This is a genomic window from Moraxella lacunata (assembly GCF_002027545.1).
Lineage (GTDB): Bacteria > Pseudomonadota > Gammaproteobacteria > Pseudomonadales > Moraxellaceae > Moraxella > Moraxella lacunata.
The window spans coordinates 1-24,353 of record NZ_MXAN01000003.1 but is presented as its reverse complement, the minus strand read 5'-3'; the positions used below and the strand labels follow the sequence as shown (position 1 = coordinate 24,353).

Here is a 24,353-nt window from a genome sequence, read left to right as displayed (position 1 = left end):
TTGGGGGTCGGTTCACATGTCAGCAAAGCAGTGGTGTATTTCATTTGTAAGTCATTGAAAAATAGGTATTTTATCAGTGTCAATACCAAATTTTATCATACTACCAAAGAAGTATTGGACTATTATATAGAAAACTTATTGATAAAAACTTGATTATAATCAATTATTTTTTGAGAAAGTTTGATTATCATGACAGTAACAAATTTTAACACACTGGCTGTGTGGCGTGTTATTTTACCACGACTGCCATGCCAAAGAAAACCCTAAAACATGGGGGGAGATTATGGCAACTCAAAAATCTAAACAACTGCTTGTACTAACTTCATCAACCATCGCATTTACCGTCTGCTTTATGATTTGGATGATGTTTGCGGTGCTTGGCATCCCAATCCAAAAAGCACTAGACTTATCTGAGACCCAATTTGGGCTACTTGCTGCCACACCTGTGCTGACAGGTTCTCTTGTTCGTCTGCCACTTGGCATGATGACGGATAAATATGGCGGAAAGGTTGTGCTTTTTGCTTTGATGATGGCATGTGTTGTACCAATATTTTTGATGAGTTACGCCAATGCCTATTGGCAGTTTTTGGTGCTGGGTCTGTTTGCAGGGCTGGCAGGTGGCTCATTTTCGGTTGGGATTGCTTATGTTGCTAAGTGGTTTGAAGCAGACCGTCAAGGGTTTGCCATGGGTGTGTTTGGGGCAGGTAATGCAGGTTCGGCACTCACCAAAATGGTAGGCCCTGCCATCATCGCTTATGGCGGTTGGCAGTTTTTGCCAAAGGTGTATGCAGGGATAATGCTTGTTACTGCCATTGGCTTTTGGTTCATGTCTTTTGATAATAAGGCTCACCGTTCGGCAAGTAATGTAAGTTTTGCCAGTCAATTGGCGGTGTTAAAAGACCCCAATGTGTGGCGTTATAGTCAGTATTATTCCATTGTCTTTGGTGGCTATGTTGCCCTTGCTTTGTGGATGACCAAATATTATGTTAATGAGTATGAATTTAGCCTACAAACAGCAGCATTTTTGGCGGCATGTTTTAGCTTGCCAGGGGGCGTACTGCGTGCACTTGGTGGTTGGCTGTCGGACAAATACTCAGCCCATACCGTAACATGGTGGGTACTGTGGGCATCTTTTTTGTTTTTGTTCATCTTATCATACCCCCAAACAGATCTTGTGGTCAAAACGGTACACGGTGAGCGAGCGTTTCACATTGGTCTAAATGCCACCATTTTTACCATCTTGATTTTCTTTTTGGGTATTGCCTTTGCCATCGGTAAAGCATCTGTATTTAAATATTTATCGGATGAATACAAAGAAAACATGGGGGCGGTCTCTGGTGTGGTTGGTCTGGCAGGGGGGTTGGGTGGATTTATCCTGCCCATCATGTTCGGAGTAGCGGTGGACATCACAGGCGTGCGTTCATCAGCGTTTATGATTATGTTTGGCGTGGTATGGGTCAGCCTTGTGTGGATTTATGTCTCGGAGGTCAAACCTAAAATGGAAGAAAATCATCAAGCCATGTTAAAGATGAAAAAATAACACGTGATGATTTAAAAAACAGGAAAAACGGGAAAAACAGGCGATCTATGGCAGTTCGCTTGTTTTTGTATTTTAGTTTTGTGTTTTAGATGGGGATTTGCTATGATGGCAGTATTTGACAGATAAGAATGATGATTGCATAACATGCACCGATTAGCTAATACTAGCAAATCCAATCTGGTCATCTTTTAACAGGAATATTCATGCTCACCCTACACCACTTAAATGATTCTCGCTCTTTTCGTATCTTATGGCTGTTGTGCGAATTAAATGCCTTGTATGGCACGCCTTTTCGTGTCATCAAACACGAACGTACCAAAAGCTACCTTGCTCCCAAAGAGCTGACCAATATTCACCCAATGGGTAAAGCACCGATTTTAATAGATGAGTCTTGTGACAAAACACTTGCTGAATCGGGTTTTATCATTGAATATCTGTTGCGTCATTATGACACACAAGCAAAACTCTCTCCAAGCGATGAAGCGTGGGAAGATTATGCTTTTTGGTTGCATTTTACTGAAAGTTCACTCATGCCAAATCTGGTCATGCGATTGGTGTTTGCTAAAATCGTACAAAAGTCGCCATTTTTTATCCGCCCCATTGTCAAAAACATACAAAAAGGCGTTGAGAAATCATTCATTTCTCCCAACGTGGATAAGGCATTGGCTCTACTCAACGAACATTTGGCAAATCGGCGTTATTTATCGGGGGCAGGGCAGGGCGTATTTGGTGCTGTGGATATTCATCTGCATTTTGGCATTGCTCAGATGAGAAAATCGGGTGGACTGCCTGATAAATGGGTGTATGTCCATAACTGGCTGGCATACTGCGAATCTCGTCCTAGTTTTGAGATGGCACAAAGTTATGAGTGATAAACTATGTGTAAATTACTCATCCTTTAACGAAAACTCTTCGGTGTATAAGCTCCAATTAAGTTTGGTGCGACAGGCTTGATAAAAGTCCACGTCCAAGGGATGGAGTAGGATTAGGGATTTGTCATGCTTGGTGATGAGCAGGGTTTGGTCGTTGTCTAGCGGTACGCTTGCTTCGCCGTCAGAGCTGACCATGGGCTGAGTGCGGTTGTCTTTGTGGATTTTGATGGTGATTTTGCTGGTGCCTGCGACCACGATGGGGCGACTAGACAGTGTGTGTGGGTGCATGGGAGCCAGACAAATGGCGTCTAGGCTTGGATGAATGATAGGGCCTCCTGCTGAGAGCGAATAGGCGGTAGAACCTGTTGGGGTTGCCACAATCAGCCCATCAGCATGCTGACGATAGACGTCAATGTCATCAATTTGCAGTTTAAAATCAATGGTATGCACCGATTTACCTGCGTGTAGCACCACGTCATTTAGGGCATAGCTTTCATGAAACACTTGCGTGTTGCCGTCATCATCTCGCCCGAGTACCTGCATTTTTAACAAAAAACGCTCATCGGTGTGATACTCACCAGCAAAGACTTCTGATAGCTCCGTCTCCAAACGCTCAGGGTTGATGTCCGCCAAGAATCCCAATCGTCCACGATTGACCCCGAGTACTGGCACGCCCGTCCCTGCCAATACAGAGCCTGCTTGTAGGATAGAGCCGTCGCCACCGACCACCATGACCAAATCACAATGCTCGCCCATGCGACCACGTGGCACGATTTTGATGGAGCTGTCATCTCTGTCAAAATCGATGTGTATGCCGTCAATGCTGGCGGTGCTGGTATCAATGGTAATCTCTAACCCCCACCCTGACAGCAGGTTAATGAGTTCATTTAATGTGGCGGTAATGCTTTTTTTGCCAGCACGCCCCATGAGTCCAATGCGTTTAAAATGGCTCTTTTGGATATTAAAAGATGTCGGTGAAATGGCGGTCTCGGTCATGACGGCTGATTGTCTTTAAAAAATAAAAAATATATGATAACCAAACTCCACCCAGACTACAAGTAAAAACCCATAAAGCTTGTAAATGATGCTACCATCCCCATTAATCAAAAAAATACCCATGTTGAGTTATCAAAACAGTAAAAATACTTGATTTTTAAAAGTAAATATAGTATAAAACACTAAACTGTTTTAATTCTCAATTTATCAATCTATTCTTAATTTTATATAAGGAAAATCATGGCAAACCCTATTATTAGTCGTACCGAACTGCTTGCAGGCGATGCACCAATGACCGTTAATGGCGTGGTCAAAAAGACCGCTCTACTGCTTGGCATCTCTGCTACCACAGGTTTTGGACTGTTCTTTTTTGCTCTGATGAGTGGTATATCATCAGGGGTGTTGGTTGGGCTGTTTATTGTGGCAATGCTTGCTACCATGGGCATTGGCTTGACGACTGCCTTTAAACCACACCTTGCCAAAACACTGTCAGTACCTTATGCTGCCCTAGAAGGGGTTGTCATTGGTGTGGCAAGTGCTTTTGCCTTTTATAAAGCCCCAAGCGTGCCACTGCTTGCCTTGTCAGCGACTTTTGTCAGTGCAGCGGTGATGCTAACCTTGTACAGTACTGGCATCATCAAAGTAACCGAAAAATTTCGCTCCATTGTCACATCGGCCGCCATCGCCATCTTTGTGGTGTACGCCATTCAGTGGGTGATGAGTTTGGTATTTGGCAGCTCTATCCCGCACTTGTTTGATGGTGGCATGATTGCCATTGGTTTTAGTGTTTTTACCACGCTTATTGCTTCTTTCTTTTTATTGCTTGATTTTAAAAATATCGAAGATGGTGTGATGTATGGCGTGAATAAAGAGTTTGAGTGGGTGTATGGCATTGGTGTATTGGCAACGCTGGTGTGGATGTACATTGAGTTCTTGCGTTTGATTGGTTATTTGCAAGAATAATCGCTCTACCAAAACAACAAAACGCTCTGATGTCAGGGCGTTTTTTGATGGGTGATTTAAAGGGGGTTTAATAAGCAATTTTAAACAAATGTTTGGCAAAGGTTCAACATGCCCCAATTATTTGCTATAATTTGCCAATTTTGATGAGCATGAGTTTATGGCGATGACTTCTCGTATGTTGATGATGGCGTTTTTGGTGGGCGTGACTTTGACCGCCTGCCAGTCATTACCGCCCACCGCCCATTTACCAGACAGTATCCAACTGACCGAACGGGTGCATTTGGCACATGAAGCGTTACTTGCCAAACGCATGAACAACCAAAGCGACCACAGCCAAGCCTATCTCAACCAGCGAGATGATGATAGGGCCACAGGTTTTTTGGGCAAAGAAATCAATCGAGCATTAGATGCCCCAACCACACAAGGCGAGTCGTCTTTGAGTACCATCATTGATGAGCAGACCGAATATCATCCCACGCTATCGGGATATTATCCCATTGCCACAGGTGCCAATGCTTTTGCGTCTCGCAGTATTCTCTCCGACATGGCAACCCACACCATCGATGTGCAGTATTATATCTGGCATGATGATGAAGCAGGGTTTTTGATGCTAAAAGATTTGTGGCAAGCGGCACACAGAGGGGTGCTTGTTCGCTTATTGCTTGATGATTTTAATGGCAGTCCCAGCCTTGATGAACGCCTTGCCTTGTTTGCCAAACACCCAAATATTGCTGTGCGAGTCATCAATCCCTTTACTTATCGCCATCATAAGTTCATAAATTATCTGACTTCGCCTGTACGTATCAATGTACGCATGCACAACAAAAGCATGACATTTGACAATCACATTAGTATCATCGGTGGGCGTAATATCGGTAACGAATACCTAAACAATCATCACAACAATCATTTTGCTGATTTGGATGTTTTGCTGATCGGTCAAGTGGTTGATGATATCACCAAAAGTTTTGATGAATATTGGCAATCACCCACTGCTTATGATATTGAAACGCTGGTATCAACAGACAAACAGAGGTCATCTTCGTCATCGATGACGCTATTTGATAAAGATAATGATTTAGATATTACAAAAGATGAGCGGGCTTTACGCACTTATCGTGGTGCTGTGGCAAGCAGTACCATTGGTGAGGATTTACTCAATAAGAACGTCCCATTTCGCTGGGTTGATATGAAGTTTTTGGCAGACGATGCGTTAAAACTTAGTCCCAAAACTAAAAATAAAAACGCCAAAGATGAATATTTGGTGAATAAATTACGCCATGAATTCGGTCGCCCCAAAGAACGTTTGAGCATCATTTCATCATATTTTGTCCCTACCAAAGACGGTGTGCATGCCTTAACTGCTCTTGCTAAGGATGGTGTGAGGGTGAGCATACTGACCAACTCATTTGATGCCACCGATGTCGGAGCAGTGCATGCAGGATATGGGCATTGGCGTTTTGCACTGTTATCGGCAGGCGTGAGAATTTATGAATTAAAATCAACCGCCAAAGGCATGAGTGAAGATGAAAATAAACTGTGGCGTACCAAACACATGACCAGCACCAGCTTGCATGCCAAAGCCTTTGCTGTGGATGATCATAAAGTGTTTATCGGTTCGTATAATATTGACCCACGTTCAGCGAACATTAATACCGAGCTTGGTGTGATGATTTATGATAAAAAATTGGCACATCAGCTTCACGATGCCCTAAATAACGCAGATGATCAAGAGAATCTGGCGATTTTGCATCAAGTCTATGAGGTGCGTTTGGTTGATGGGCGATTACAATGGCGAACCATCGAAGACGGCAAAGAGGTTATCTTTTATCAAGAACCAAAAATGAACATTCCTGAGCGTATGGGTGTGACCATCATGAGCTGGTTGCCGATTGATTGGCTTTTATAATGGATTGATTTTTGTCATGTTATAAACCCACAATTTTTTATTGATTTTTAGTTAAGTATCCATGTGTTTTATTAATTTTGGTAATAAATAATGGAAATTGTTGCTATTTTAATCAATTTTTAGTACATTATACAAAAATAATACACAAATATTTACAATGCCACAAGCTACCTTATCTTCTCATCATATCCGCCTGATTGCCACGGTCGCTTCGGTGACCATGTTGGCATTTTTTGATTATGCCTTGGTGTTTTATCTCAAAGAGGTGATTGCTGACAATTTCTTTGGTGGGCGTGAAGTGATGTGGTTGTATTCGATGCAGGCGGTAGGGCTATTTTTGGGGGCGTATATCGCTCACCCCATTGGTGGGTTTTTACTCGGGCAGTATGGCGACATGAATGGCAGGCGTGCGGTGCTGTTTTTAAGCTTGTTTGGGCTGACGGTGTTTACGCTGATTCTTGCTTTCTTGCCAACTTATCAGCATTTGGGAGTGCTGGCTTCGATTTTGTTCATACTGGCTCGCTTTGGGCAGGGGCTGGCTTATGGCGGTCAGATTCCATCTGCGTTAGTGCTGATTACTGAACAGCTACCCATGCGTCATGTGGGCTTTGGTTGTGGTATTGTGGTGGCAGGAGCCTTGGCCGGATTGCTATTTATTAAGTTTTTGGTTACTTACTTGGTGGGTAGTTTAAGTTATACTGACATGCTAAGCTATGGTTGGCGGATACCGTTTTTGGTGGGTGGGGTTTTATCGGCAGGATTGCTACTGTCCTTAAAGCTACTTAAAGAAACGCCCATTTCTACCCAAACCAAAGACCGTCATGACACCGAAGAACATACGCTCAGTGCCATGAGTTTTGATGGATTGACCAAAACTCAAATCCAAGATTTGGCAAATACCAACATTTTTAATGAAGACAAGCAGGTCGCCCAAAAGCACTCTTTTTTGCAAATCATCACCAAAAATCGCTTGTCCAGTCTCATCCCTGCCATATTGGTATCATGGATTGTTTTAAGCGTGTTTATCGTTATTGCCATGATAATGCCTGAGCTGTTAAACATTAATTTTAGCATTTCAGAGAGTAATCTGATTTTTGGGTCGGGTATTGCCACGTTATTTATGATGATTGGCTGTGTGTTTTATGGCTATTTGGCAGACAGGATGAATATCGGCAAAGTCATGATTTTTGGGGGGATTTTGCTAATTGTAAATACCTCACTATTTTTTGCTCAGCTTAGATATGGTGGCGAGTTGATATTATTGTGGTCGGCACTGCTTGGCTTTTCGGGGGGTATGATTGCCACGCTTCCTGCGGTCTTGGTGCGACTGTTCCCCAGTAAAATCCGCCTAACCAGCATTGCCTTGACCTATAACGTCACTTATGCATTGGTGGCAGGTGGTGTGCCATCACTACTGGCGTTTGCTACTTTTCATCTGCCCCTTGCTCCTGCCTTGTATCTGTTGTGGGTGGGACTTGTCACGATATTTTTAAGTTTTTACATCTACTATCTGCCTAGAAGTGAGCGAGACATCGCCAGATAATCATGTGCTAATCATGTGCTAATCATGTGCTAATCATGTGCTAATCATGTGGCTTTATCCATGACAAACCCCACAAACGCCCGCACAATGCTGGACGGATAACGGTGGGAAGCGTAGAGCATGGACACATCATAGCTTGGCAACACGACATTTGGCAAGACTTCTGTTAGCCCACAATCCCTAATCAGCCTATCTGCCGTATAGTCGGCAAGCTGACATACCGCCCGCCCATTTATCGCCATAAACTCCACCGCTGAGCTTTCATTACTGGCAAATATATAAGGTAAATGGTAGGTTTGTTTGTCAATTTTAAAAGACAAAACCGTCTCACCATTTCTTGCCCAACCTGCTAGGGGAAAATTTGCCAAATCCTGCATGGTGCTTGGCGTGCCATATCGGGCAAGTAAGTCGGGGCGAGCCACCCATTTTGAGCGGACGGACAGCACTTTTTTGGCGATAAACTGCTCACCATGTAGCTCCCCCATGCGAAACGCCACGTCAATACCGTCTGCGGTCATGTCTAGCACTCGGTCGGTCATGGTGCAATGGATTTGAATGTGGGGAAACTGTGCTTGAAATTCTCCCACCCACGCCAAAATCGGCTCGCACGCAGGCACGGCAGAAATCCGCAAAATCCCTTTTAAATTACCTTGCTCTTCAAACAACACCTGCTCGGCGTTGACAAGATTACCCATGGCAAGATGAGTTTGTTCATACAGGCGTTGCCCTGCCATGGTGGGCTTAACCCCTGATTTAAAGCGGTCAAATAATTGAATGTTTAAAGATTTTTCAAGCTCGCTAATCTGACGGCTAATGGTGGCAATCGGCACACCAAGTCGCTCGGACGTTTTGGATAAACTGCCGTCTTGGCAGACGCTGATAAATAGGCGTAGGGCGTTTAGGTTCATGGGGTTTCTCCCAAAATCTCTGTAATAAATTCAATAAAATTCAAGCACTTAATACCATTTATGCTGTTGCCGTCAAATTCATCAAGCGTTACCACATATTTGGGATAATTGTCGGCAATCTTTAATAAATTACCAAATTCTCGTTCGGCAGTTTTGTCGCTATCAATCATCAAAGCCACTTGCACATAAATGCGTTCGCCATTTTTATCCGCCACAAAATCAATCTCTTGGTTATTTAATCCGCCAATTTTAATGTCAAATCCTGCGATTTTTAAATGATGAAACACCATATTTTCCAAGATTTTGGCACGGTCAGAAATGCGATAGCCAATCAGGGCATTTCTGATTCCCAAATCTTCAAAATAATACTTTTCACCAATCTCAAAAATGCGTTTTCCTTCAATATCATAACGGTTTACTTTATGAATCAAAAAGGCATTACTTAGATATTCGGCATAGTTTTGTACTTGAATGTTGGATATATTGATTTTTTGCGATTTTAAAAAATCGCTGATTTTTTTGGTAGAAAATAAATTACCGATATTGTCCGCCAAAAATTGCGTTAATTGCTCCAAAAACAAGCCATTGCGAATGTTGTAGCGATTAACAATATCACGCACAACAATGGTGGAATAAATGTTTTTCAAATATTCAAAAATAACATCATCTTGCAAAGGCAATTCTTTTAAAAATGGCAACCCACCATATTTAAAATACAAATTCAAAGATTTGGGATTGTTGTCTAATTGCATGAATTCCAAAAATTCAAAATAAGACAAGGCATAAACTTGAATTTCTATTGCCCGTCCGCTCAATGTGCCTGCAATATCGGTTGATGGTAATTGGGCATTTAACCCTGTGCAATACAAATCCAAATCATCATCTAATAATAATGAACGAAGTGCCTGCTCAAAATTGGTAATCTCTTGAATTTCATCAATAAAAATATGATTTTTGACCCCTGCTTTTTTATTGGCAAGGACAAAATCCGCCAAATCTTGGGCGGTTTTGATGTGGCTAAATTGCAAATCTTCTTTGTTGATATAAATGATGTGGGCGGTGCTGTCAGATTGTTTGATTTTTTCAATAAGTTGAAATAATAGATAACTTTTACCAACACGGCGTTGCCCTGTGATGACCTTGATGAGTTTTTTGCCCATAAAGGGCATGATTTTGTCCAAATATTGCTTGCGAAAAATAAGATTTTGCATATTTTTTAATCAATTTTTTAAAAGTATAATAAAAATTATAGCATAATTTTAAAAAATTTTATACCATACTTAAAACTTTTATAAAAAATAGCACTTATTAAAAGCATAAAAAATCACCTTTTCAAAAATAAAAACCAACTTCTCAAAAACAGCCATTCCAAACCAAAATTAAAACCTTTACAATACCCCCCACATTTACCAAACAGAGAAAACCCATGCAAAACCGCATCACTCAAATCCTAAACATCAAACACCCCATTGTCCAAGCCCCGATGAGCTGGCTGACGGACGCTCATCTGGTGGCAAGCGTTGCCGAAGCAGGCGGGCTTGGCTTTTTGGCACCGCACGCAGGGCAGACGACCGACCCCACGTCCAACGAAGAAGTGCTTGACCGTATGCGTAACGAGATTCGTAAAGTCAAAGCCTTGACCGATAAGCCGTTTGGCGTGCCGTTTATCCTGTCGTATAACCTTGCCATGATTCCGCTTATGGTGGATTTGTTCATTGAAGAACGTGTGCCTGTGGTGCTGGATAATGGCTTGCTTGACCCCAAATTTATGCCAAATTCAAACAAGCAGGTGTCAAAATCATCTGCCGTCTGCCCAATCCCAACCTAGCGGACGCTCTAAAAGCCCAAGAGCTTGGGGCGGATATTTTGGTGCTGACAGGCTTTGATGAAGGCGGTACGTTGCCGATGAAAGAGATTGGTAGCTTTAATGTCTTGTCCGAATTTGTCGGCAAAGTGGATTTACCCATTATGCTTGCTGGTGGTATCGCCGACAAAAAAGCGGTTCAGGCAGCCTTAACTTTGGGGGCAGAAGGCGTGTGGATTGGCACGGCATTTATTGCCACCAAAGAATGCCGAGCAAGCGAAAAAGTCAAGCAGTGGATTGTGGATTCTACCGCCAACGATTTGCTACTGTTCCGCACCGAGCCGTATTATTACCGTTCATTGCCAACCGAACTTGCCAAACAATGCTTTCAAATGAGCGAAAGTGGAGCGAGCCGAGCCGACATCGCCAAAGTGATGAACGCAGGTACGGGCATGAGACGGGGAATGCTAGAAGGTAATTTTGAAAATGGCTATGTGTCGGTGGGTAATGGAATTTCTGCCATTGACCGCATCAAAAGCGTGCAAGAATTGATTGATGAATTGATGGGTTAATTTAAAAATAAAATGCAGGGCGACTATTTTCTCTGCATTTTTTAAATCACAATTCCTGTACCGTTGTTGGCATATTTTCTAGCATTTCGGTGGTGAGTTTTTGCATAAGTGGTGTTTGGCTAAATTCCGACACCGCTTTTTTATTGTCATCGCTTAGCGTGTCAAAAACATGGGGCAGGCGAATGCCAATCCAAATCAGCGAACAAAGGAGTAGCTTATCGCCCCATTCATCACTATCTGCCGAAAGCGTAGGCAAGGTAGGCAAGGTGCTGGTCAAAATATCGGTAGAACGTGCCACAAAAGGGTGGGGCGTGCCTGTGCCAAACCGCTCGGTAGAATAGGCTCGCACGCCTTGTGCGGTAATGCCTAACGCCTTGGCAATGCGTGGCAAGTTGTAGGCGGAGTTGTCCGTGTACACATCGGGGGCGAGTGCCTGAATGATGAGCGGTGTCTCGGTGATGACATCGCCATTTTGCCACGCCAACGCAGGGACTTGGCTAAATGAATTGACGGCGACAAGCTCGCTTGGGTTCTCCCACGGCACAACAAACCGCAGGGCAAGCTCAATGTTTTTGGTGTATGCAATCATAAGAAGCATACGAGTATAAGGCGATGTGGTGCTGATGTATAGGGTTTGCATAGGTATCCTTTTTTGGTGGGGTGGGTTTAGTATAGCATGGTTTTGGCAAATAAATCATTGAATTATCGCCAAGTCCGCTTTATAATGCGTTTAAACCCTTAAACCAAAAACAACACCCATGACCCAATCAAATACTAAGCCGACCCCCAAACCAAGCCCCGACCATGCCATGTCCGTCATGAAAGATTGCATTCCCATTTTTACCGTTTTAGCGGACGAAAATCGCCATTTGATTTTAAAACTGCTACTGGATAATGGCAAAATGAACGTCAATCAGCTCACCGATAACCTGCACCTATCTCGCCCTGCGGTGTCTCATCACTTAAAAATTATGCTTTCTGCCAATGCCGTGAGCGTGGAGCAAATCGGCAAAGAGCGGTTTTATGGTTTGGCGATGAAAGATGAGATTGAACGGCTGGGGGAGTTGGTGGAGCTAATGAGAGTGTATTGTCCGAGTGGGCAGGGCGGATAAAAATAGAAAGTAATTGTCATTGAGATAACAGGGCGACAGGTAATGCTTCAATCTAATGATTACCCTTTCTAAACTGTTAAAAGAATTTTTTTGAGAAAAAGAATAAATTATGTTAGACTTATAGGTTTTTTATGGGCAATTTAAAATGAAAGAATTTTCTATTTTTGAAGCGTTTATGTTGCTTTATCTTAAAGTGTTGGAGAATAACGCTGAACTTTTAGATGATTTAGGTAAGGTAATTTTTCATCTTGATGAAGCAAATTCGGATAAAGAAGCCAAAGCTATTATTAAGAAGTTTATGCTGAAAAATCCAACTCTGTTAAACGGCTTGGATTTAGAGATTCACCAAGAAATTGGCAATTTAGGATTTGCATTATCAGCCATTAAAGATATTCAAGTAAAGCAGGTTTATTTGCCAGAAGAGTTAACTGAACGATTAAAGGATTTGATAAAATCTACAAAATAAAATTCAGTTTATACCAATCCGGATATCTTGGTAGAGTTATCCAATGGGCGGAAGACTAAATTTTTTAGTGTAGAACTAAAATCTACCAAGAAAAATGAAATCCCAGGGTCAAGTGTTCAGCAAATTAACCCTTATGAATGGGTAATTTTTATTAAATCTCTTTCCAAACTAAAAATAAACCCTTGTAAGTATTAGGGTTGAAGTTTTTAAAAATCTACAAAAATCAGGGTTTGGAAAGAAGTCTATTAAACAAGGCAATCCTATTGAAATTGCCACAGAATTATATTTAAATAGTATTACCGAAAAAATGCAATTTCCAGACAGAAGCCCAAGACCGCAAGTTGCATTCAATACTTTGAAAAATTGGAACAAAGAGAATTTTATCCGTGAAAACAACTCGCTTATTTTTAAAGTTACACAATCTGAATGGGATAATAAAAATAAGCTGATTGTTAATTGGAAATTGGTGCTTGTTGAGCAATGGTTAAAGATAATTTTGGATGAAAATTTGGCTTTAAACAATCGCTCTCCTTGGTTTAATGAAGCCCTGATTATGTATGCTGATAAACTATTGGCTTATTATGAAATATTATCAGAAAATGATAAGGAAAAATTTCGTGATAAGTTAAAATCTTTACTCAAAAATTGACTGATATAATGCCCTTGCAATATGCCATGCCATAATTGGTGGAACAGCATTACCTACTTGAACATAGCTTGACGATGTTGAAGTTGGAAACCTAAAATCATCAGGAAAAGATTGCAATCTTGCACATTCTCTAACAGTCAATCTACGCCAATACTGCATATCATCTGGGTTTTGTTCATTGGTTGAGCGATAGTGAGCTTCAATATTGCCGTGATGTTCTGCTCTAATCGTAGGTGCTGGTTTGTCTGCACTAATCTTACAATTCCCTTGTAGTTTTTTATTGGGGTAAAACTTTGCTTTTGAGTAATGATTTTTTGAATGACTATCAATATTTTTATCATCTAATAGTCCCCATAAATCATCTATTGCTTGTTTTGAGGTAAGAATCGGTTCTTGATTGTCTGACAATTCGCCAAACAAGGGTTTTGGATAGTGCATTTTTTTGTCAATATCTTTACGAATGCCAATAATAATAACCCTTACTCTGTTTTGAGCAACCCCATAATGACTGGCATTTAATACTTGGTAAACAACATTATAGCCACTATCTGAAAAATCTTTAATAATAGTATCCAAAGCGGAAGTATCATTTTTATTCGAACCTTTGGCTTTTCTAATACCATCAACATTTTCAGCAACAAAGGCTTTTGGATTGGCTATTTGTATTACTCGCTTCATTTGCAAATATAGTTTTCCGCGCGCGCTATCCAAACCTTTTCTTTTTCCTGCTAAACTAAAGTCTTGGCAAGGAAATCCGCCAATTACAATATCTGCTTTTGGTATATCATTATCTTTAATGGTGGATATGTCTTGACAAATGATATTGTGATTAAAATTATGTTGATAGGTTTGACAGGCTTTATCAAAAATATCATTGGCAAAGATAATCTAGAAAGGTTGTTTTGGGTAAAAATTACCAAGACTTTTAAAATTTCCAACAAAACCTAAATCCATACCGCCACAACCTGAAAACAAGGAAATGACTTTTAGGGAATCCTTATGTGTTGTTTGGGATTGGTGCAGGGCATCTATTGTATCAATAAATAAGGACATTCTATGTCTCCTTATCAATGGTAATGACGTCTTGAATTGAGCAATCAAGAGCAATGCAAATTTTTTCTAAGCTTTCCAAGGATACAGGTTCATTTTTACCCATGCGAGCCAGAACATTACTGCTGATGTCTGCAAGGTCGATAAGATCGGTGCGCTTTAAATCTTTATCAATCAAAAGCTTCCAAAGATTGTTGTAATTTGGTGGCATAATATAACTTATAATCAAATAAAAATCATTATATCATTATTTTTTATCACTATCAAGCAAATAATTAATAAGACAATAAAATTATCTTTTTGTTCCAAATATCTCGTAATTTTATTTGTAAAGCTGTTTGATTTTCAAGCTTTGATAGATATATTGACGGCTAGTCCAACCTAAAAACCCCCTTGACTTCCCCCACATTCCCCCTTATAATACGTTTAAATTTTTAAACATATAAACACAAGGTAATCACCATGCTTTTTAAGCCCTTTGCTTTCCCCAACAGCACGACCGCCAAAAACCGCTTTTTTAAATCCGCCATGGAAGAACAGCTCGCCCACGACAGCAAGCCAACCGACACGCTTGTCCGCCTATATGACACTTGGGCGAAGGGCGGGGCGGGCGTACTTGTTACGGGCAATGTCATGGTCAATAAGCAGGGCAAAGGCTCGGTCAATGACGTGGTGGCGGACGATGAGAGTAGTTTGCCCATGCTCAAAAAGTGGGCAAATGCTGGCAAACAAAACGACACGCTCATCATCATGCAAATCAACCACGCAGGCAAACAGTCGCCCAAAGCGGTCAATGCCACGCCTGTCGCCCCAAGTGCTGTACCGCTTGTCGGCATGGACGGCTTTATTAATCCGCCACGCCAATTGCAAAATTCTGAAATTCATGAGTTAATTCAAGCATTTATCAATACCGCCAAACTTGCCGAACAGGCAGGGTTTCATGGCGTGCAGATTCATTCGGCTCATGGCTATCTCATCAGCCAATTTTTATCGCCACACCACAACCGCCGTGATGATGAATGGGGCGGAAGTCTTGCCAACCGTATGAATTTTTTATTAAAAATTTATAAAGGCATTCGGGCGAATGTGGGGGCGGATTTTTTGGTGGGGGTTAAATTAAATTCGGCTGATTTTCAAAAGGGCGGATTTGATGAAAGCGAGAGTGTTCAAGTGGTGCAAGCCTTGTCCGAGCTGGGCATTGATTTTATTGAAATCTCTGGCGGTAATTATGAAAGCCCGCAAATGCTGACGGCAAAACCAAGCACGAAGGAGCGTGAAGCCTTTTTCTTGGACTATGCCGAAAAGGCTCGCAAGGTCTGCTCTGTGCCACTTATCATCACAGGCGGATTTCGCTCTGAGCAGGCGATGAATGACGCACTGTTAAGCGGACATTTGGATATGGTGGGCGTGGCTCGTCCCTTTGCCCTTGTGCCTGATTTGCCCAATCAAATCCAAAACGGCACTTATAAGACGGTGCAAACCGAGCGGATTAAAACGGGCGTTAAACCGCTTGATGACAAAATCGGCTCGGTGCTAGAAATGGACTGGTATATGAGCCAGATGGCACTTATCGGACAAGGCAAATCGCCTAATCCGAAACTGTCGGCATGGCGTGTACTTGCCAAGACCATTTGGGAGAATGGCAAGGCGGGGCTGAGTACGGGGAGAAGTTAGGAAAAATGAGTCCGTTTTGGGGTGATTTAATATTACTGAACGCTCAGCTCATATCTATCATCATCTATCCCTACCATCAAGCCATCGCCACGTTCTAGTTTTCCCACACCCTTTGGCGAGCCAGTCATGATGATGTCGCCTGCTTGTATGCCGTACAGATTATCCAAATAATCCACCAAATACTCAAACGAATACATCATCTTTTCGGTGCTGTCGTCTTGGCGAATCTCGCCATTGATGGCTAAGGATAAATGATACTGTTTTTGGATAAAGGGTTTAAATTCTCCAAGCCAGCACGCCCCTTTAAAGCCTTTGGCTTTGAGCCACGGCAAGCCCTTGGTTTTGCAGATGCTCTGTACGTCTCTGGCGGTCAAATCAAGCCCTACCGTGTAGGCGATGATTTGTTTATTTTCGCCGATGAGTAGCACAAGTTCGGTCTCGTGATGGACATTGTCCGAAAAATCGGGCAGAGTGAGCGTATCGCCTGTTATGATACTGCTGTTGGGCTTTAAAAACACCAATGGTTCGGCAGGGATTTCGTTGTTAAGCTCATGGATATGCTCCACATAGCTACGTCCGACACAGTAGATGGTGTTGATGGGGTGGGGTTGCTCGTTGATAAAGACAGTAGTCATGAAAAATTCCAAAAAGTGGGGCAAAAGTAGTAAAACGTAGCCGACGGGGCTAGGAGCTTAGGCTTGTGATGACAAATGCCCCACTATCAAACTTGCCAAATACGGCTGATAATACACCGGCAGGTCGTGTGCCATGCCGTCCACCGCCGCGAATCGGCTGTTTGGGATGATTTTGGCGATGTGTTTGCCGTGACTTTGGTGCAGTAGCCCGTCTTTGTTGCCGTGAATGACGAGTGTGGGGGCGGTCACTTGACGAGTATACTGGAAAATTGAACCCGTGGCAAGGATGGCGTTCATCTGCTGTGCCATGCCAAGCGGATGATGACAGCGATGGTAGCGGATTGACGCGATGTGGCGAGTGCCTTTGATGTCTAAGTGACCAGGGGAGCCGACCGCTGTCATGAACCACACCGCATGGCGAAGCATGTCCCGTTCGCTGTTGCTTTGGGCTTTTTTAAAAAAGGTGGAGAATTCTTTGGGTTTGGGTGGCACCAAAAAGGGGTGGTTGGTGCTACTAAACAGCAGGGCGAGCCTGTCGGCATAATGGGGATATTTGGCACAGACGATTTGGGCAATCATACCGCCCATGCTTGCCCCGACCAGATGTGTTTTGCCTAAATTCATCGCCCCAATCAGTCCTGCGACATCGTCCGCCATGTCGGGCAGGGTGTAGGCGACTTTTTCACGGGCGTTGGATAAGCCAATTTGGTTTTTGGCAATCATTTTTAGGATGTTGGTGTGGGGCAGTTTGGTTAGGTGCTTGATTTTGGTGGAAAGACCCGTATCACGATTGTCAAAGCGGATGACAAAAAACCCTGCGTCCATAAATCTTTTTAAAAAAGTATCTGACCAAAACAGCATTTGTGAGCCAAAGCCTGTGATGAACAGCAAAGGCGGATGGTTAGGATTGCCCCCTGCTTCGACACACAGCGTAATGCCACGCCCAACATCGACCATGCTTTGATAAAAATGGGGCGACAGGTCAGACGCTTGCCAGTCTTGATTGAACTTATCCCAGCTTGGCGGTGGTGTGTGGGCGATGGGCGGTGGCAAATGGGTCATGAATGATTAAATCTCAACCATTTCAAAGTCTTCTTTGCTCACGCCACAGTCGGGGCATGTCCAGTCATTCGGGATGTCTTCCCAGCGTGTGCCAGCGGGCAGGCCTTCTTCGGGACAGCCTAGGGCTTCATCATAAATCCAACCGCAGACGATACATTGATATTTTTTCATGGCGACAGCTTCATTGATAAATGGGCGTACAGTTTACACTCATACGCCCATTTTGTAAAGCCTTTTTTGATTTAAAAAATCAATCGTATTAGGGCGTGTTGAACCTTTATAACACAATTTAATATTTAGAAATTTTATAGAAATAAAATAGTGTTTTTGCATGAAAAATGGCTAAATCTTGTTTTTCTTCGTCAAAAGCTTGTTTGATAGAATGACTATCAAACTTCACTTTTTCCTTGAAAAACGTGCGATTTTCCTCATTTTTCATTGCAAATACAAAAGTTCAACACGCCCTAGTTTTTCAATAAACTTCCTGTAAAACTGGTTTTCCGTTCGCCCTGAGCCTGTCGAAGGGTGAAAGAAAACCTTTTCATGGTTCGACAAGCTCACCACGAACGGTTTTCTTTATTTGGGGTTTTACAGGAAGTCTAATTATTTTCAAATAACTGCTTGTGTAAATCCGCCCGAGCCTTGATAAAGCCGTCAATGCCTTTTAAAAGCAGTTCATTGACAGGAGCGTTGTCTTGTAGGTTTTTAAAGCCCTGTTCATCAAGGGGGGTGGGACGTTCTAGGGTAGTATCGCTTGGGTTTAATTGACGGATAACGTCCGTATCCATGCTGGCAAGTTCATCAAGCAAGGCAGGTGAGATGGTGAGTAAGTCGCACCCTGCTAGGGCAAGAATTTGGGCGGTGGAGCGAAAACTTGCCCCCATGATTTCGGTGGGGTAGCCGTGTGATTTATAAAACTCATAAATATTTTTGACCGAATTTACGCCCAAATCATCATTTATATCAATGCTTTGGCGGTTTTCATGTGCCTTTTGCCAGTCGGTCAGTCGTCCCACAAATGGCGAGATGAGTTGTACGCCAGCATCCGCACATGCACGGGCTTGGGTGTCGGTAAAGAGCAAAGTCAAGTTGCAGTGAATGCCTTGTTTTTCTAGGATTTCGGCGGATTTGATGCCTTGCCATGTGGATGCGATTTTGATGAGAATGCGACTGGTGTCCACGCCCAGTTTGTCGTAGAATTCGATGAATGCTAGGGCATTTTGCACGGTTTTGTCGGTGTCAAATGAATGGCGTGCGTCCACTTCGGTGGAGACCCGTCCGTCGATGTGCGAGAGTATCAGCTTGCCAAGCTCGGCAGTGAGACGGTCGATGGTGTCATCATCAGACAGCCCTAAGCCTTTGATTTGGCGGATAAGCTCGTCATGCTCGCCTGAGAGTAAGGTGGAGGTGACTAGGCTTGGGTTGGTGGTGGCGTCCCGTGGACGCAAGCGAGCGATGGCGGATAAGTCGCCTGTGTCGGCAACGATGGTGGTGTGCTTAGCGAGAGCGGTTAGGGTGTTCATGGGTATCCTTGATGATAAAAGTGCTTTAACATACCATAAATACGGACGTTTGGCAAAATATTTGTTGGGAAAAGTTGGGGTTTGTGCTGATTGGTTTTTAAAAAGATGATGGTGGTCTAAATGGATGTTTGATGGATATAAAAGCGGATATTTCCTATAATTGATAATAGCTTGGCGATATTAGTTTTATTTATGATTATGATTGATATTTTTGATATATAATAATAGGGCGTGCCTGCCCTTTATAACACTATTTATAATATAAAAATATTTTAGAAAAAATCAATCGTTTTTCCATGAAAAATGGCTATCCAACCACTTAATTTTTAAAAGGTTAAGCAAAGTCTGGAATTTATGTCATTTTAAGTGGTCGGATTGTTTTTTATAATAGACTTCTTTCCAAACCCTGATTTTTATGGATTTTTAAAAACTTCAACCCCAATACTTATAAGGGTTTATTTTTAGTTTGGAAAGAGATTTNNTCACAGCCTTTGTTTTTTTCCTTGAAAAACGTGCGATTCCCCTTGCTTTTTAAACAGGTATTTTCCATTGCAAATATCAAAGGCAGGCACGCCCTAGTAAAATTCAAATTTGTTAGCTGGATATTAACTCATCCCCAACCCCTATAACGGATTGGGCATAACAATCTCACCGCCATCCTCTCGGCTAATAAGACGCCAATTGCCCGCAAAGGTTAATCTTTTTTTGCCACTTTCAAGATACAGATACACTCCTTTTTCTGGAAAGGGCATGCCTTGTTGTAGATACATGCTTTGCCATTCGCCATCACCAAAAACAAAGCCGACGGGTTGCCACATCCCACTGTGTGGCACAATGTGATAAGGACGATTGCTAAATGCTTGCCCAAAGATGGGCACCAAATTTGGCTTATTGCCCTTGGGGTTTAACACCCCTTCTTCAAAGTTGTCATTATCCCAACGCCTTAACCAATAATACGCATTAATCCAAAAAAAAGCACCACTGCCATATTGTGTATGGGGTGTTTGAATGGGGCGTGTTAAATGGGCTGCCACGACATAAGCAAGAGGTAGGGGCTGATGTTTGTTGGCAACTCTAGGCAAGCTGCCAGCTTGGATGACCATGGTTTGTCCCGCCATCCTTACATCAACCTGTGGGTAGGCTTTAAACGTTTGGGCATAATAAGGCTGTTCTAGTACTTTGTCCACAAAGGGCTGTCCGGTAAAGCTAAGCCAGCTGATGCTGCGAATGCCACGATACCAATCACTGGTTGAAAATGCTGAACCATCTGCGGTAATGCCCCAATACTCTCTGGCAACATCCGCCTCATAATATTCATAAGGGTGTCTGTCGTAGGGCAACTGTGTACTAAGTCCTGCATAGCCGTGAAATATCTCGCCATCATAAGTGCTAAGCACATCATCCACCCAACCCAAAATCTCGGCTCTGCCCTCTGCGGTATAAAGCAAGCTGACAGGCAGATTAATGTTTAAATAGCTAAAAAAATGGTCTGCCAGTGTCCCAATAAAATAGTCTTCGGCAAACTCGCCTGAGGTATTGGAAGTGAGGTGCCACTCGATGGCTTCTCTATAATTTTCAAACGCCAAAAATTTAGCCTTAGTACTCTCAAAACTTTTATCAGTTAATTTCACAAAACCTCTTGAGCCTTTTTTAAAATGAGCTTTCATCGGATAGCGACTTTAAACCGTTCTAATAGGTTAATTGTTTTTAATTTTTTTTCTGGGCTATTATCATTTTTAAAATAAACCAAAATGATAAATGACAGTTTGGCATAAATATCGCCTGTCTGTTTTTGCCATAAAATCTTATCTTCTGCCTTTTTTAGCTCCTCTATAATCGCCTCATCGGTGGGTGGGGTGTATTCAATATTGTTCATAAAAAAGCTCCTTGTATTGCTCATATTATTGCCTTTGTTAAGTATAAAACCAATGATGTATGCCGCATCGGTGTTCATGTGATAAAAGATAAGTTTGCCTTACATAGTGTTGCCTGCTTATTATAGCCTAAAAAAGAAATTTGTCTTGGTTGTTTATCTACAAGACCAAACAACTCATCACATCACCCCAAAAAGAAAACAAAAACTTATTGATGGTTTCTTGCAAGATTATACTTAACTTGATTTTAAGAAAAATCCCCGCATTGCTCTGTATTGTTTCTCTTGTCTGTCAGCAGGAAAAATGTCTATTAGAGAGCAATGTGGGAATTTTAGCAAGGATTTTGCCTATTATGCCTTTTTTTGACATGATTTACATTGTAATGAATGTTAAAAGTTAGTTTAATTTACGATAGTGTCGTAAATTAAACTAACTATCACGTCAAATCTTCAATTTTAAAAAACTTCAGATGAGGATTTGTCTACTTCAAACATCACCTCTTTGGTTTTTTCATTAAACTCTACGCCAATTTTATGAATAATCTTGTCTTTGCTACGGTATTTATCGGCATACTGTTTGGTGTGGATTTGGTTTAGGGCAACCCCTGTGGGCTGATTTGTTTTTTTGGAGATGACTTTAAATTCAAATACATAGACGTGGTTGCCGATGAGCAGTGCCATATGCACACTACCTTGGCTTGTGCTGTCCTCAGCAATGGTAGTAAAGCCCAAGCTGGCAAATAACGCATAAAATACACTTGCCCAATAGCCCTCATAGTGAGCGATGTTGTTATTGGTGTGCCAATTGTAGGGAATGCTAGCAAAGAAGGCTTTGATACCACTTAATAACCCGTCTATGTCGTGGGTCAATAGGCTGTCATACAAAGCAGATTGATTACGCAAGGTATTGACTTTCTTGCCCAGATAGCTGTTTAACATCATTTGATTCAAACTGCTTTGCACTTCCATGTTAGGGAATTTTAGGGTATAGGTTTCCCCAGCGAAGCCGTAATTTACTTCATCAATGGTCAAATATCCTGTTTGAAACATCAGAGCAATGGGGCTGATGTCCCCCACCTCAAAACTTGACAGCAGATGGTTGTTGGCAAGCTCATTGCTAAGACTGGCAAGGTCTACTTGTTCGTTGATGAGCTTGTCAATCAAAAACGTGGTGTTACCTGTCTCTATCCAGTATGGCTTAAAGGCTTTTTTATTGCTGTTTAAGAATAATAACACATCAAAGGGGTTATACACACTCTCCCCTGTCCAGTTGTAGCCGTTATACCAACGTTTTAGTTCGGCCAAGTCCACTCCACAAAGCTCGGGAGCAAACACGCTTTCAAGCTCCGCTTGGGTGTAACCACAAAGCTCTGAGAACTGCTCATCAAGGGTAATGTCCAAAAGATTGTTCAATCCCGAAAATAGATTGATTTTACTAAACTTAGACACCCCTGTAAGCATGGCAAAACGGATGTGTTTGTCACTGTCTTTAATGACGGCATAAAACTCTTTCATCTGGTCACGGATGACGATCGCCTTATCGGGATACATTAAATTATCCAAAATAGGCTTGTCATATTCATCGACCAGTACAACCACTTTTTGTCCCGTGCTGATATGACAATGTCTGATAATACGTCCAAACCGCCCTGCAATGGTCAGCTCTTGGTCGGTATTAGTCATGTTATACTGCTCTTCTAGGGTAAGCAATTTCTCATTAAATCTCTTTCCAAACTAAAAATAAACCCTTATAAGTATTGGGGTTGAAGTTTTTAAAAATCCATAAAAATCAGGGTTTGGAAAGAAGTCTATTAAAGATGCGTTGCAGATACTGCTCATCAAAACTGACATTGCCGCCAAAGCTAATACGGATAACAGGGTGTTTGACTGTCCAATCCCAGTGATTCTCAGCATACAGACCTATAAACAAATCTTTATTGGCACAAAACAACTCAGCAACAGTATCAAGTGTCAGGCTCTTACCAAAACGCCGTGGGCGAGACAAAAAGATGTAATCACTCTTGCCAATCATCTCAATGATTTTTGGGGTTTTATCAACATAGTAACACTCGTCATTTTGTCTAAGCTTTGAGAGCGTTTGTATGCCGATGGGGGAGTTGTTTTTTTGTGGAGTTCATGGAGTGCGTTCTGCTTTTTTCTTAAAAATCCAACCTGCTTAGATTGTTTTTGTGGATATACTGTTTTGTTTAATTGTAAATTAAGCTGGGCTTGTTGTCATAGTAGCTAATGAGATTTTTGTCATTCATCAAGTTTGATGATGTGTCATAAACCGTATTACATTCTAATGATTTTATGATGAAAAAGCAATGTATTACTTCAGTCCTAACCTAAAATGGTAACTTGTTGATTGTTGGATGATTATTTTTTGGGTTATAGGGATGAATTGTAATTACCTCCTGACAAATCAATTGTTTATATTAAGCTAAGAATGGGGTGCGGCATTGATTTTGTTAATACGATGCAAAAAATCAAACAAAAACCCAAAAGTGGCTCAGTGACAGAATGAGCGAAGGTAGTATGGATAAGATGTGAGTGTTTAAAGGATTGTAAAAAACCAAAACCCACCAATGCTACAACATTCATCCTTTATCCAACATCAAAACCCATCTTCTAAAACCAATCTTCCAACAAAAAGAACGGCTTTTCATAACGCTTGGCTTCTTTGGGGGTGCATGGCTTGGGAGCTAGGCGGTTTTTGATGGCAGGATTTTTGGCAAAGCTAATGTCATCGCACATTGCTCTGTCATAATAAGGGTGGATGGGCAGGTGCTTTTGTCGTAGGTTGGGCGTGTGTTCGGGAGTGTTGGGGTTAAGGTTCGGGTTTAGGGTGACGGGCAGGGGGCTGTCCACCCACTGGATGTGTTGGCAGGCACTGAGCATGCCACAAAGTAGCACTAAGCCAAAACGCACGAGCAGATGAGTCGTGCGTTTTTTTGGGGTGATTGATAAGGGTGTGTTGAACATTGATAACATTCTTATAAAATTTGACAAATTCAACCAATTTTTGCATGAAAAATGGCTATCCGACCACTTAATTAAATCTCTTTCCAAACTAAAAATAAACCCTTATAAGTATTGGGGTTGAGGTTTTTAAAAATCCACAAAAATCGGGGTTTGGAAAGAAGTCTATTACCCAAGATGATGTTATTCAGTCCAAAATTGCCAGTGATTTTTTGGAAAG

Annotated in this window: 27 protein-coding genes and 1 pseudogene; 11 read left to right on the top strand and 17 right to left on the bottom strand. The window is 42.0% G+C overall.

What is annotated here, in order from left to right; translation table 11 throughout:
- Positions 1-283: 283 nt before the first annotated feature.
- Together B5J94_RS00385 and B5J94_RS00380 are read left to right on the top strand one after the other, a co-directional pair.
- Positions 284-1,540 (top strand): MFS transporter, encoded by a 1,257-nt coding sequence (locus tag B5J94_RS00385; RefSeq protein WP_062500183.1) that lies wholly within the window; start codon positions 284-286, stop codon positions 1,538-1,540.
- Positions 1,541-1,743: 203 nt separating this feature from the next.
- Positions 1,744-2,412, top strand: a complete 669-nt coding sequence (locus tag B5J94_RS00380) for a glutathione S-transferase (RefSeq protein ID WP_062500185.1) — start codon at positions 1,744-1,746, stop codon at positions 2,410-2,412.
- A gap of 15 nt (positions 2,413-2,427) precedes the next feature.
- Here B5J94_RS00380 and B5J94_RS00375 read toward each other — a convergent pair whose 3' ends face one another.
- Positions 2,428-3,408: an NAD(+) kinase gene (locus B5J94_RS00375; RefSeq protein WP_062500187.1), complete on the bottom strand. Its 981-nt coding sequence runs from the start codon at positions 3,406-3,408 to the stop codon at positions 2,428-2,430.
- Between the two features lie 240 nt (positions 3,409-3,648).
- Between B5J94_RS00375 and B5J94_RS00370 the strand changes: the two genes are divergently transcribed.
- From B5J94_RS00370 to B5J94_RS00360, 3 genes are all read left to right on the top strand, one after another.
- Positions 3,649-4,371 carry a Bax inhibitor-1/YccA family protein gene (locus B5J94_RS00370; protein ID WP_062500190.1) on the top strand — a complete coding sequence of 241 codons (723 nt, stop codon included), beginning with the start codon at positions 3,649-3,651 and terminating at the stop codon, positions 4,369-4,371.
- 157 nt (positions 4,372-4,528) lie between these two features.
- The gene (locus tag B5J94_RS00365) at positions 4,529-6,280 is read left to right on the top strand and encodes a phospholipase D family protein (RefSeq protein ID WP_062500192.1); all 1,752 of its coding nucleotides are present in this window, start codon (positions 4,529-4,531) and stop codon (positions 6,278-6,280) included.
- Between the two features lie 157 nt (positions 6,281-6,437).
- Positions 6,438-7,823 carry an MFS transporter gene (locus tag B5J94_RS00360; RefSeq protein ID WP_062500194.1) on the top strand — a complete coding sequence of 462 codons (1,386 nt, stop codon included), beginning with the start codon at positions 6,438-6,440 and terminating at the stop codon, positions 7,821-7,823.
- Positions 7,824-7,867: 44 nt separating this feature from the next.
- Here B5J94_RS00360 and B5J94_RS00355 read toward each other — a convergent pair whose 3' ends face one another.
- Together B5J94_RS00355 and B5J94_RS00350 are read right to left on the bottom strand one after the other, a co-directional pair.
- Complete coding sequence (locus B5J94_RS00355) at positions 7,868-8,731, bottom strand: LysR family transcriptional regulator (RefSeq protein ID WP_062501006.1); 864 nt, start codon at positions 8,729-8,731, stop codon at positions 7,868-7,870.
- On the bottom strand, positions 8,728-9,942 hold the full coding sequence (locus tag B5J94_RS00350) for an ATP-binding protein (RefSeq protein ID WP_062501009.1): 1,215 nt from the start codon (positions 9,940-9,942) through the stop codon (positions 8,728-8,730). Before B5J94_RS00350 ends, B5J94_RS00355 begins: the two co-directional genes overlap by 4 nt.
- 215 nt (positions 9,943-10,157) lie before the next feature.
- On the opposite strand from B5J94_RS00350, the gene B5J94_RS14405 reads away from it, so the two are divergent.
- Positions 10,158-10,559, top strand: coding sequence for a nitronate monooxygenase (locus B5J94_RS14405; protein WP_211271031.1), 402 nt, complete (start codon positions 10,158-10,160; stop codon positions 10,557-10,559).
- Between the two features lie 41 nt (positions 10,560-10,600).
- A complete protein-coding gene (locus B5J94_RS14400) occupies positions 10,601-11,107 on the top strand; it encodes an NAD(P)H-dependent flavin oxidoreductase (protein WP_255216940.1) in 507 nt (168 codons plus the stop codon).
- Positions 11,108-11,153: 46 nt separating this feature from the next.
- Here B5J94_RS14400 and B5J94_RS00340 read toward each other — a convergent pair whose 3' ends face one another.
- Positions 11,154-11,747: a glutathione S-transferase N-terminal domain-containing protein gene (locus B5J94_RS00340; protein WP_062501011.1), complete on the bottom strand. Its 594-nt coding sequence runs from the start codon at positions 11,745-11,747 to the stop codon at positions 11,154-11,156.
- Positions 11,748-11,865: 118 nt separating this feature from the next.
- Here B5J94_RS00340 and B5J94_RS00335 point away from each other — a divergent pair, with 118 nt between their 5' ends.
- The 3 genes from B5J94_RS00335 to B5J94_RS14585 all read left to right on the top strand — a co-directional run bounded on the left by B5J94_RS00335 (position 11,866) and on the right by B5J94_RS14585 (position 13,334).
- A complete protein-coding gene (locus B5J94_RS00335) occupies positions 11,866-12,219 on the top strand; it encodes an ArsR/SmtB family transcription factor (RefSeq protein WP_228144475.1) in 354 nt (117 codons plus the stop codon).
- 145 nt (positions 12,220-12,364) lie between these two features.
- Positions 12,365-12,685 (top strand): hypothetical protein, encoded by a 321-nt coding sequence (locus B5J94_RS14590; protein ID WP_228144474.1) that lies wholly within the window; start codon positions 12,365-12,367, stop codon positions 12,683-12,685.
- Positions 12,686-12,992: 307 nt separating this feature from the next.
- Positions 12,993-13,334 carry a DUF5106 domain-containing protein gene (locus tag B5J94_RS14585; RefSeq protein WP_228144473.1) on the top strand — a complete coding sequence of 114 codons (342 nt, stop codon included), beginning with the start codon at positions 12,993-12,995 and terminating at the stop codon, positions 13,332-13,334.
- On the opposite strand, the gene B5J94_RS00325 is transcribed toward B5J94_RS14585, so the two are convergent.
- From B5J94_RS00325 to B5J94_RS00320, 3 genes are read right to left on the bottom strand one after another with little or no spacing between them, the layout of a single operon-like run.
- On the bottom strand, positions 13,320-14,219 hold the full coding sequence (locus B5J94_RS00325) for a DNA cytosine methyltransferase (protein WP_255216939.1): 900 nt from the start codon (positions 14,217-14,219) through the stop codon (positions 13,320-13,322). The genes B5J94_RS14585 and B5J94_RS00325 overlap by 15 nt on opposite strands.
- A gap of 3 nt (positions 14,220-14,222) precedes the next feature.
- Positions 14,223-14,387 (bottom strand): hypothetical protein, encoded by a 165-nt coding sequence (locus B5J94_RS14580; RefSeq protein WP_228144472.1) that lies wholly within the window; start codon positions 14,385-14,387, stop codon positions 14,223-14,225.
- Between the two features lies 1 nt (position 14,388).
- Positions 14,389-14,595 carry a helix-turn-helix domain-containing protein gene (locus B5J94_RS00320; RefSeq protein ID WP_062500967.1) on the bottom strand — a complete coding sequence of 69 codons (207 nt, stop codon included), beginning with the start codon at positions 14,593-14,595 and terminating at the stop codon, positions 14,389-14,391.
- 251 nt (positions 14,596-14,846) lie between these two features.
- Here B5J94_RS00320 and B5J94_RS00315 point away from each other — a divergent pair, with 251 nt between their 5' ends.
- Positions 14,847-16,058: an NADH:flavin oxidoreductase/NADH oxidase family protein gene (locus B5J94_RS00315; protein ID WP_062500970.1), complete on the top strand. Its 1,212-nt coding sequence runs from the start codon at positions 14,847-14,849 to the stop codon at positions 16,056-16,058.
- Positions 16,059-16,090: 32 nt separating this feature from the next.
- On the opposite strand, the gene B5J94_RS00310 is transcribed toward B5J94_RS00315, so the two are convergent.
- The 10 genes and pseudogenes from B5J94_RS00310 to B5J94_RS00275 form a co-directional block, all read right to left on the bottom strand.
- Positions 16,091-16,693 (bottom strand): fumarylacetoacetate hydrolase family protein, encoded by a 603-nt coding sequence (locus B5J94_RS00310; protein WP_062500972.1) that lies wholly within the window; start codon positions 16,691-16,693, stop codon positions 16,091-16,093.
- Positions 16,694-16,750: 57 nt separating this feature from the next.
- Complete coding sequence (locus B5J94_RS00305) at positions 16,751-17,755, bottom strand: alpha/beta fold hydrolase (RefSeq protein ID WP_062500974.1); 1,005 nt, start codon at positions 17,753-17,755, stop codon at positions 16,751-16,753.
- Between the two features lie 6 nt (positions 17,756-17,761).
- A complete protein-coding gene (locus B5J94_RS00300; protein WP_029102102.1) occupies positions 17,762-17,926 on the bottom strand; it encodes a rubredoxin in 165 nt (54 codons plus the stop codon).
- 428 nt (positions 17,927-18,354) lie between these two features.
- Complete coding sequence (locus B5J94_RS00295) at positions 18,355-19,278, bottom strand: transaldolase family protein (RefSeq protein ID WP_062501664.1); 924 nt, start codon at positions 19,276-19,278, stop codon at positions 18,355-18,357.
- Positions 19,279-19,901: 623 nt separating this feature from the next.
- A complete protein-coding gene (locus B5J94_RS00290; protein ID WP_062501418.1) occupies positions 19,902-20,945 on the bottom strand; it encodes a type VI immunity family protein in 1,044 nt (347 codons plus the stop codon).
- Positions 20,942-21,154: a hypothetical protein gene (locus B5J94_RS00285; RefSeq protein WP_143821861.1), complete on the bottom strand. Its 213-nt coding sequence runs from the start codon at positions 21,152-21,154 to the stop codon at positions 20,942-20,944. Before B5J94_RS00285 ends, B5J94_RS00290 begins: the two co-directional genes overlap by 4 nt.
- A gap of 453 nt (positions 21,155-21,607) precedes the next feature.
- The gene (locus tag B5J94_RS14575; protein WP_228144476.1) at positions 21,608-22,090 is read right to left on the bottom strand and encodes a PD-(D/E)XK nuclease domain-containing protein; all 483 of its coding nucleotides are present in this window, start codon (positions 22,088-22,090) and stop codon (positions 21,608-21,610) included.
- 492 nt (positions 22,091-22,582) lie between these two features.
- A pseudogene (locus B5J94_RS15190) lies at positions 22,583-22,867 on the bottom strand (AAA family ATPase); the annotation flags it as partial.
- Between the two features lie 73 nt (positions 22,868-22,940).
- Positions 22,941-23,255 (bottom strand): AAA family ATPase, encoded by a 315-nt coding sequence (locus tag B5J94_RS14860; RefSeq protein ID WP_265734254.1) that lies wholly within the window; start codon positions 23,253-23,255, stop codon positions 22,941-22,943.
- A gap of 527 nt (positions 23,256-23,782) precedes the next feature.
- Entirely contained in the window at positions 23,783-24,136 is a 354-nt protein-coding gene (locus tag B5J94_RS00275) for a hypothetical protein (RefSeq protein ID WP_062501681.1), read from the bottom strand.
- Positions 24,137-24,353: the final 217 nt, after the last annotated feature.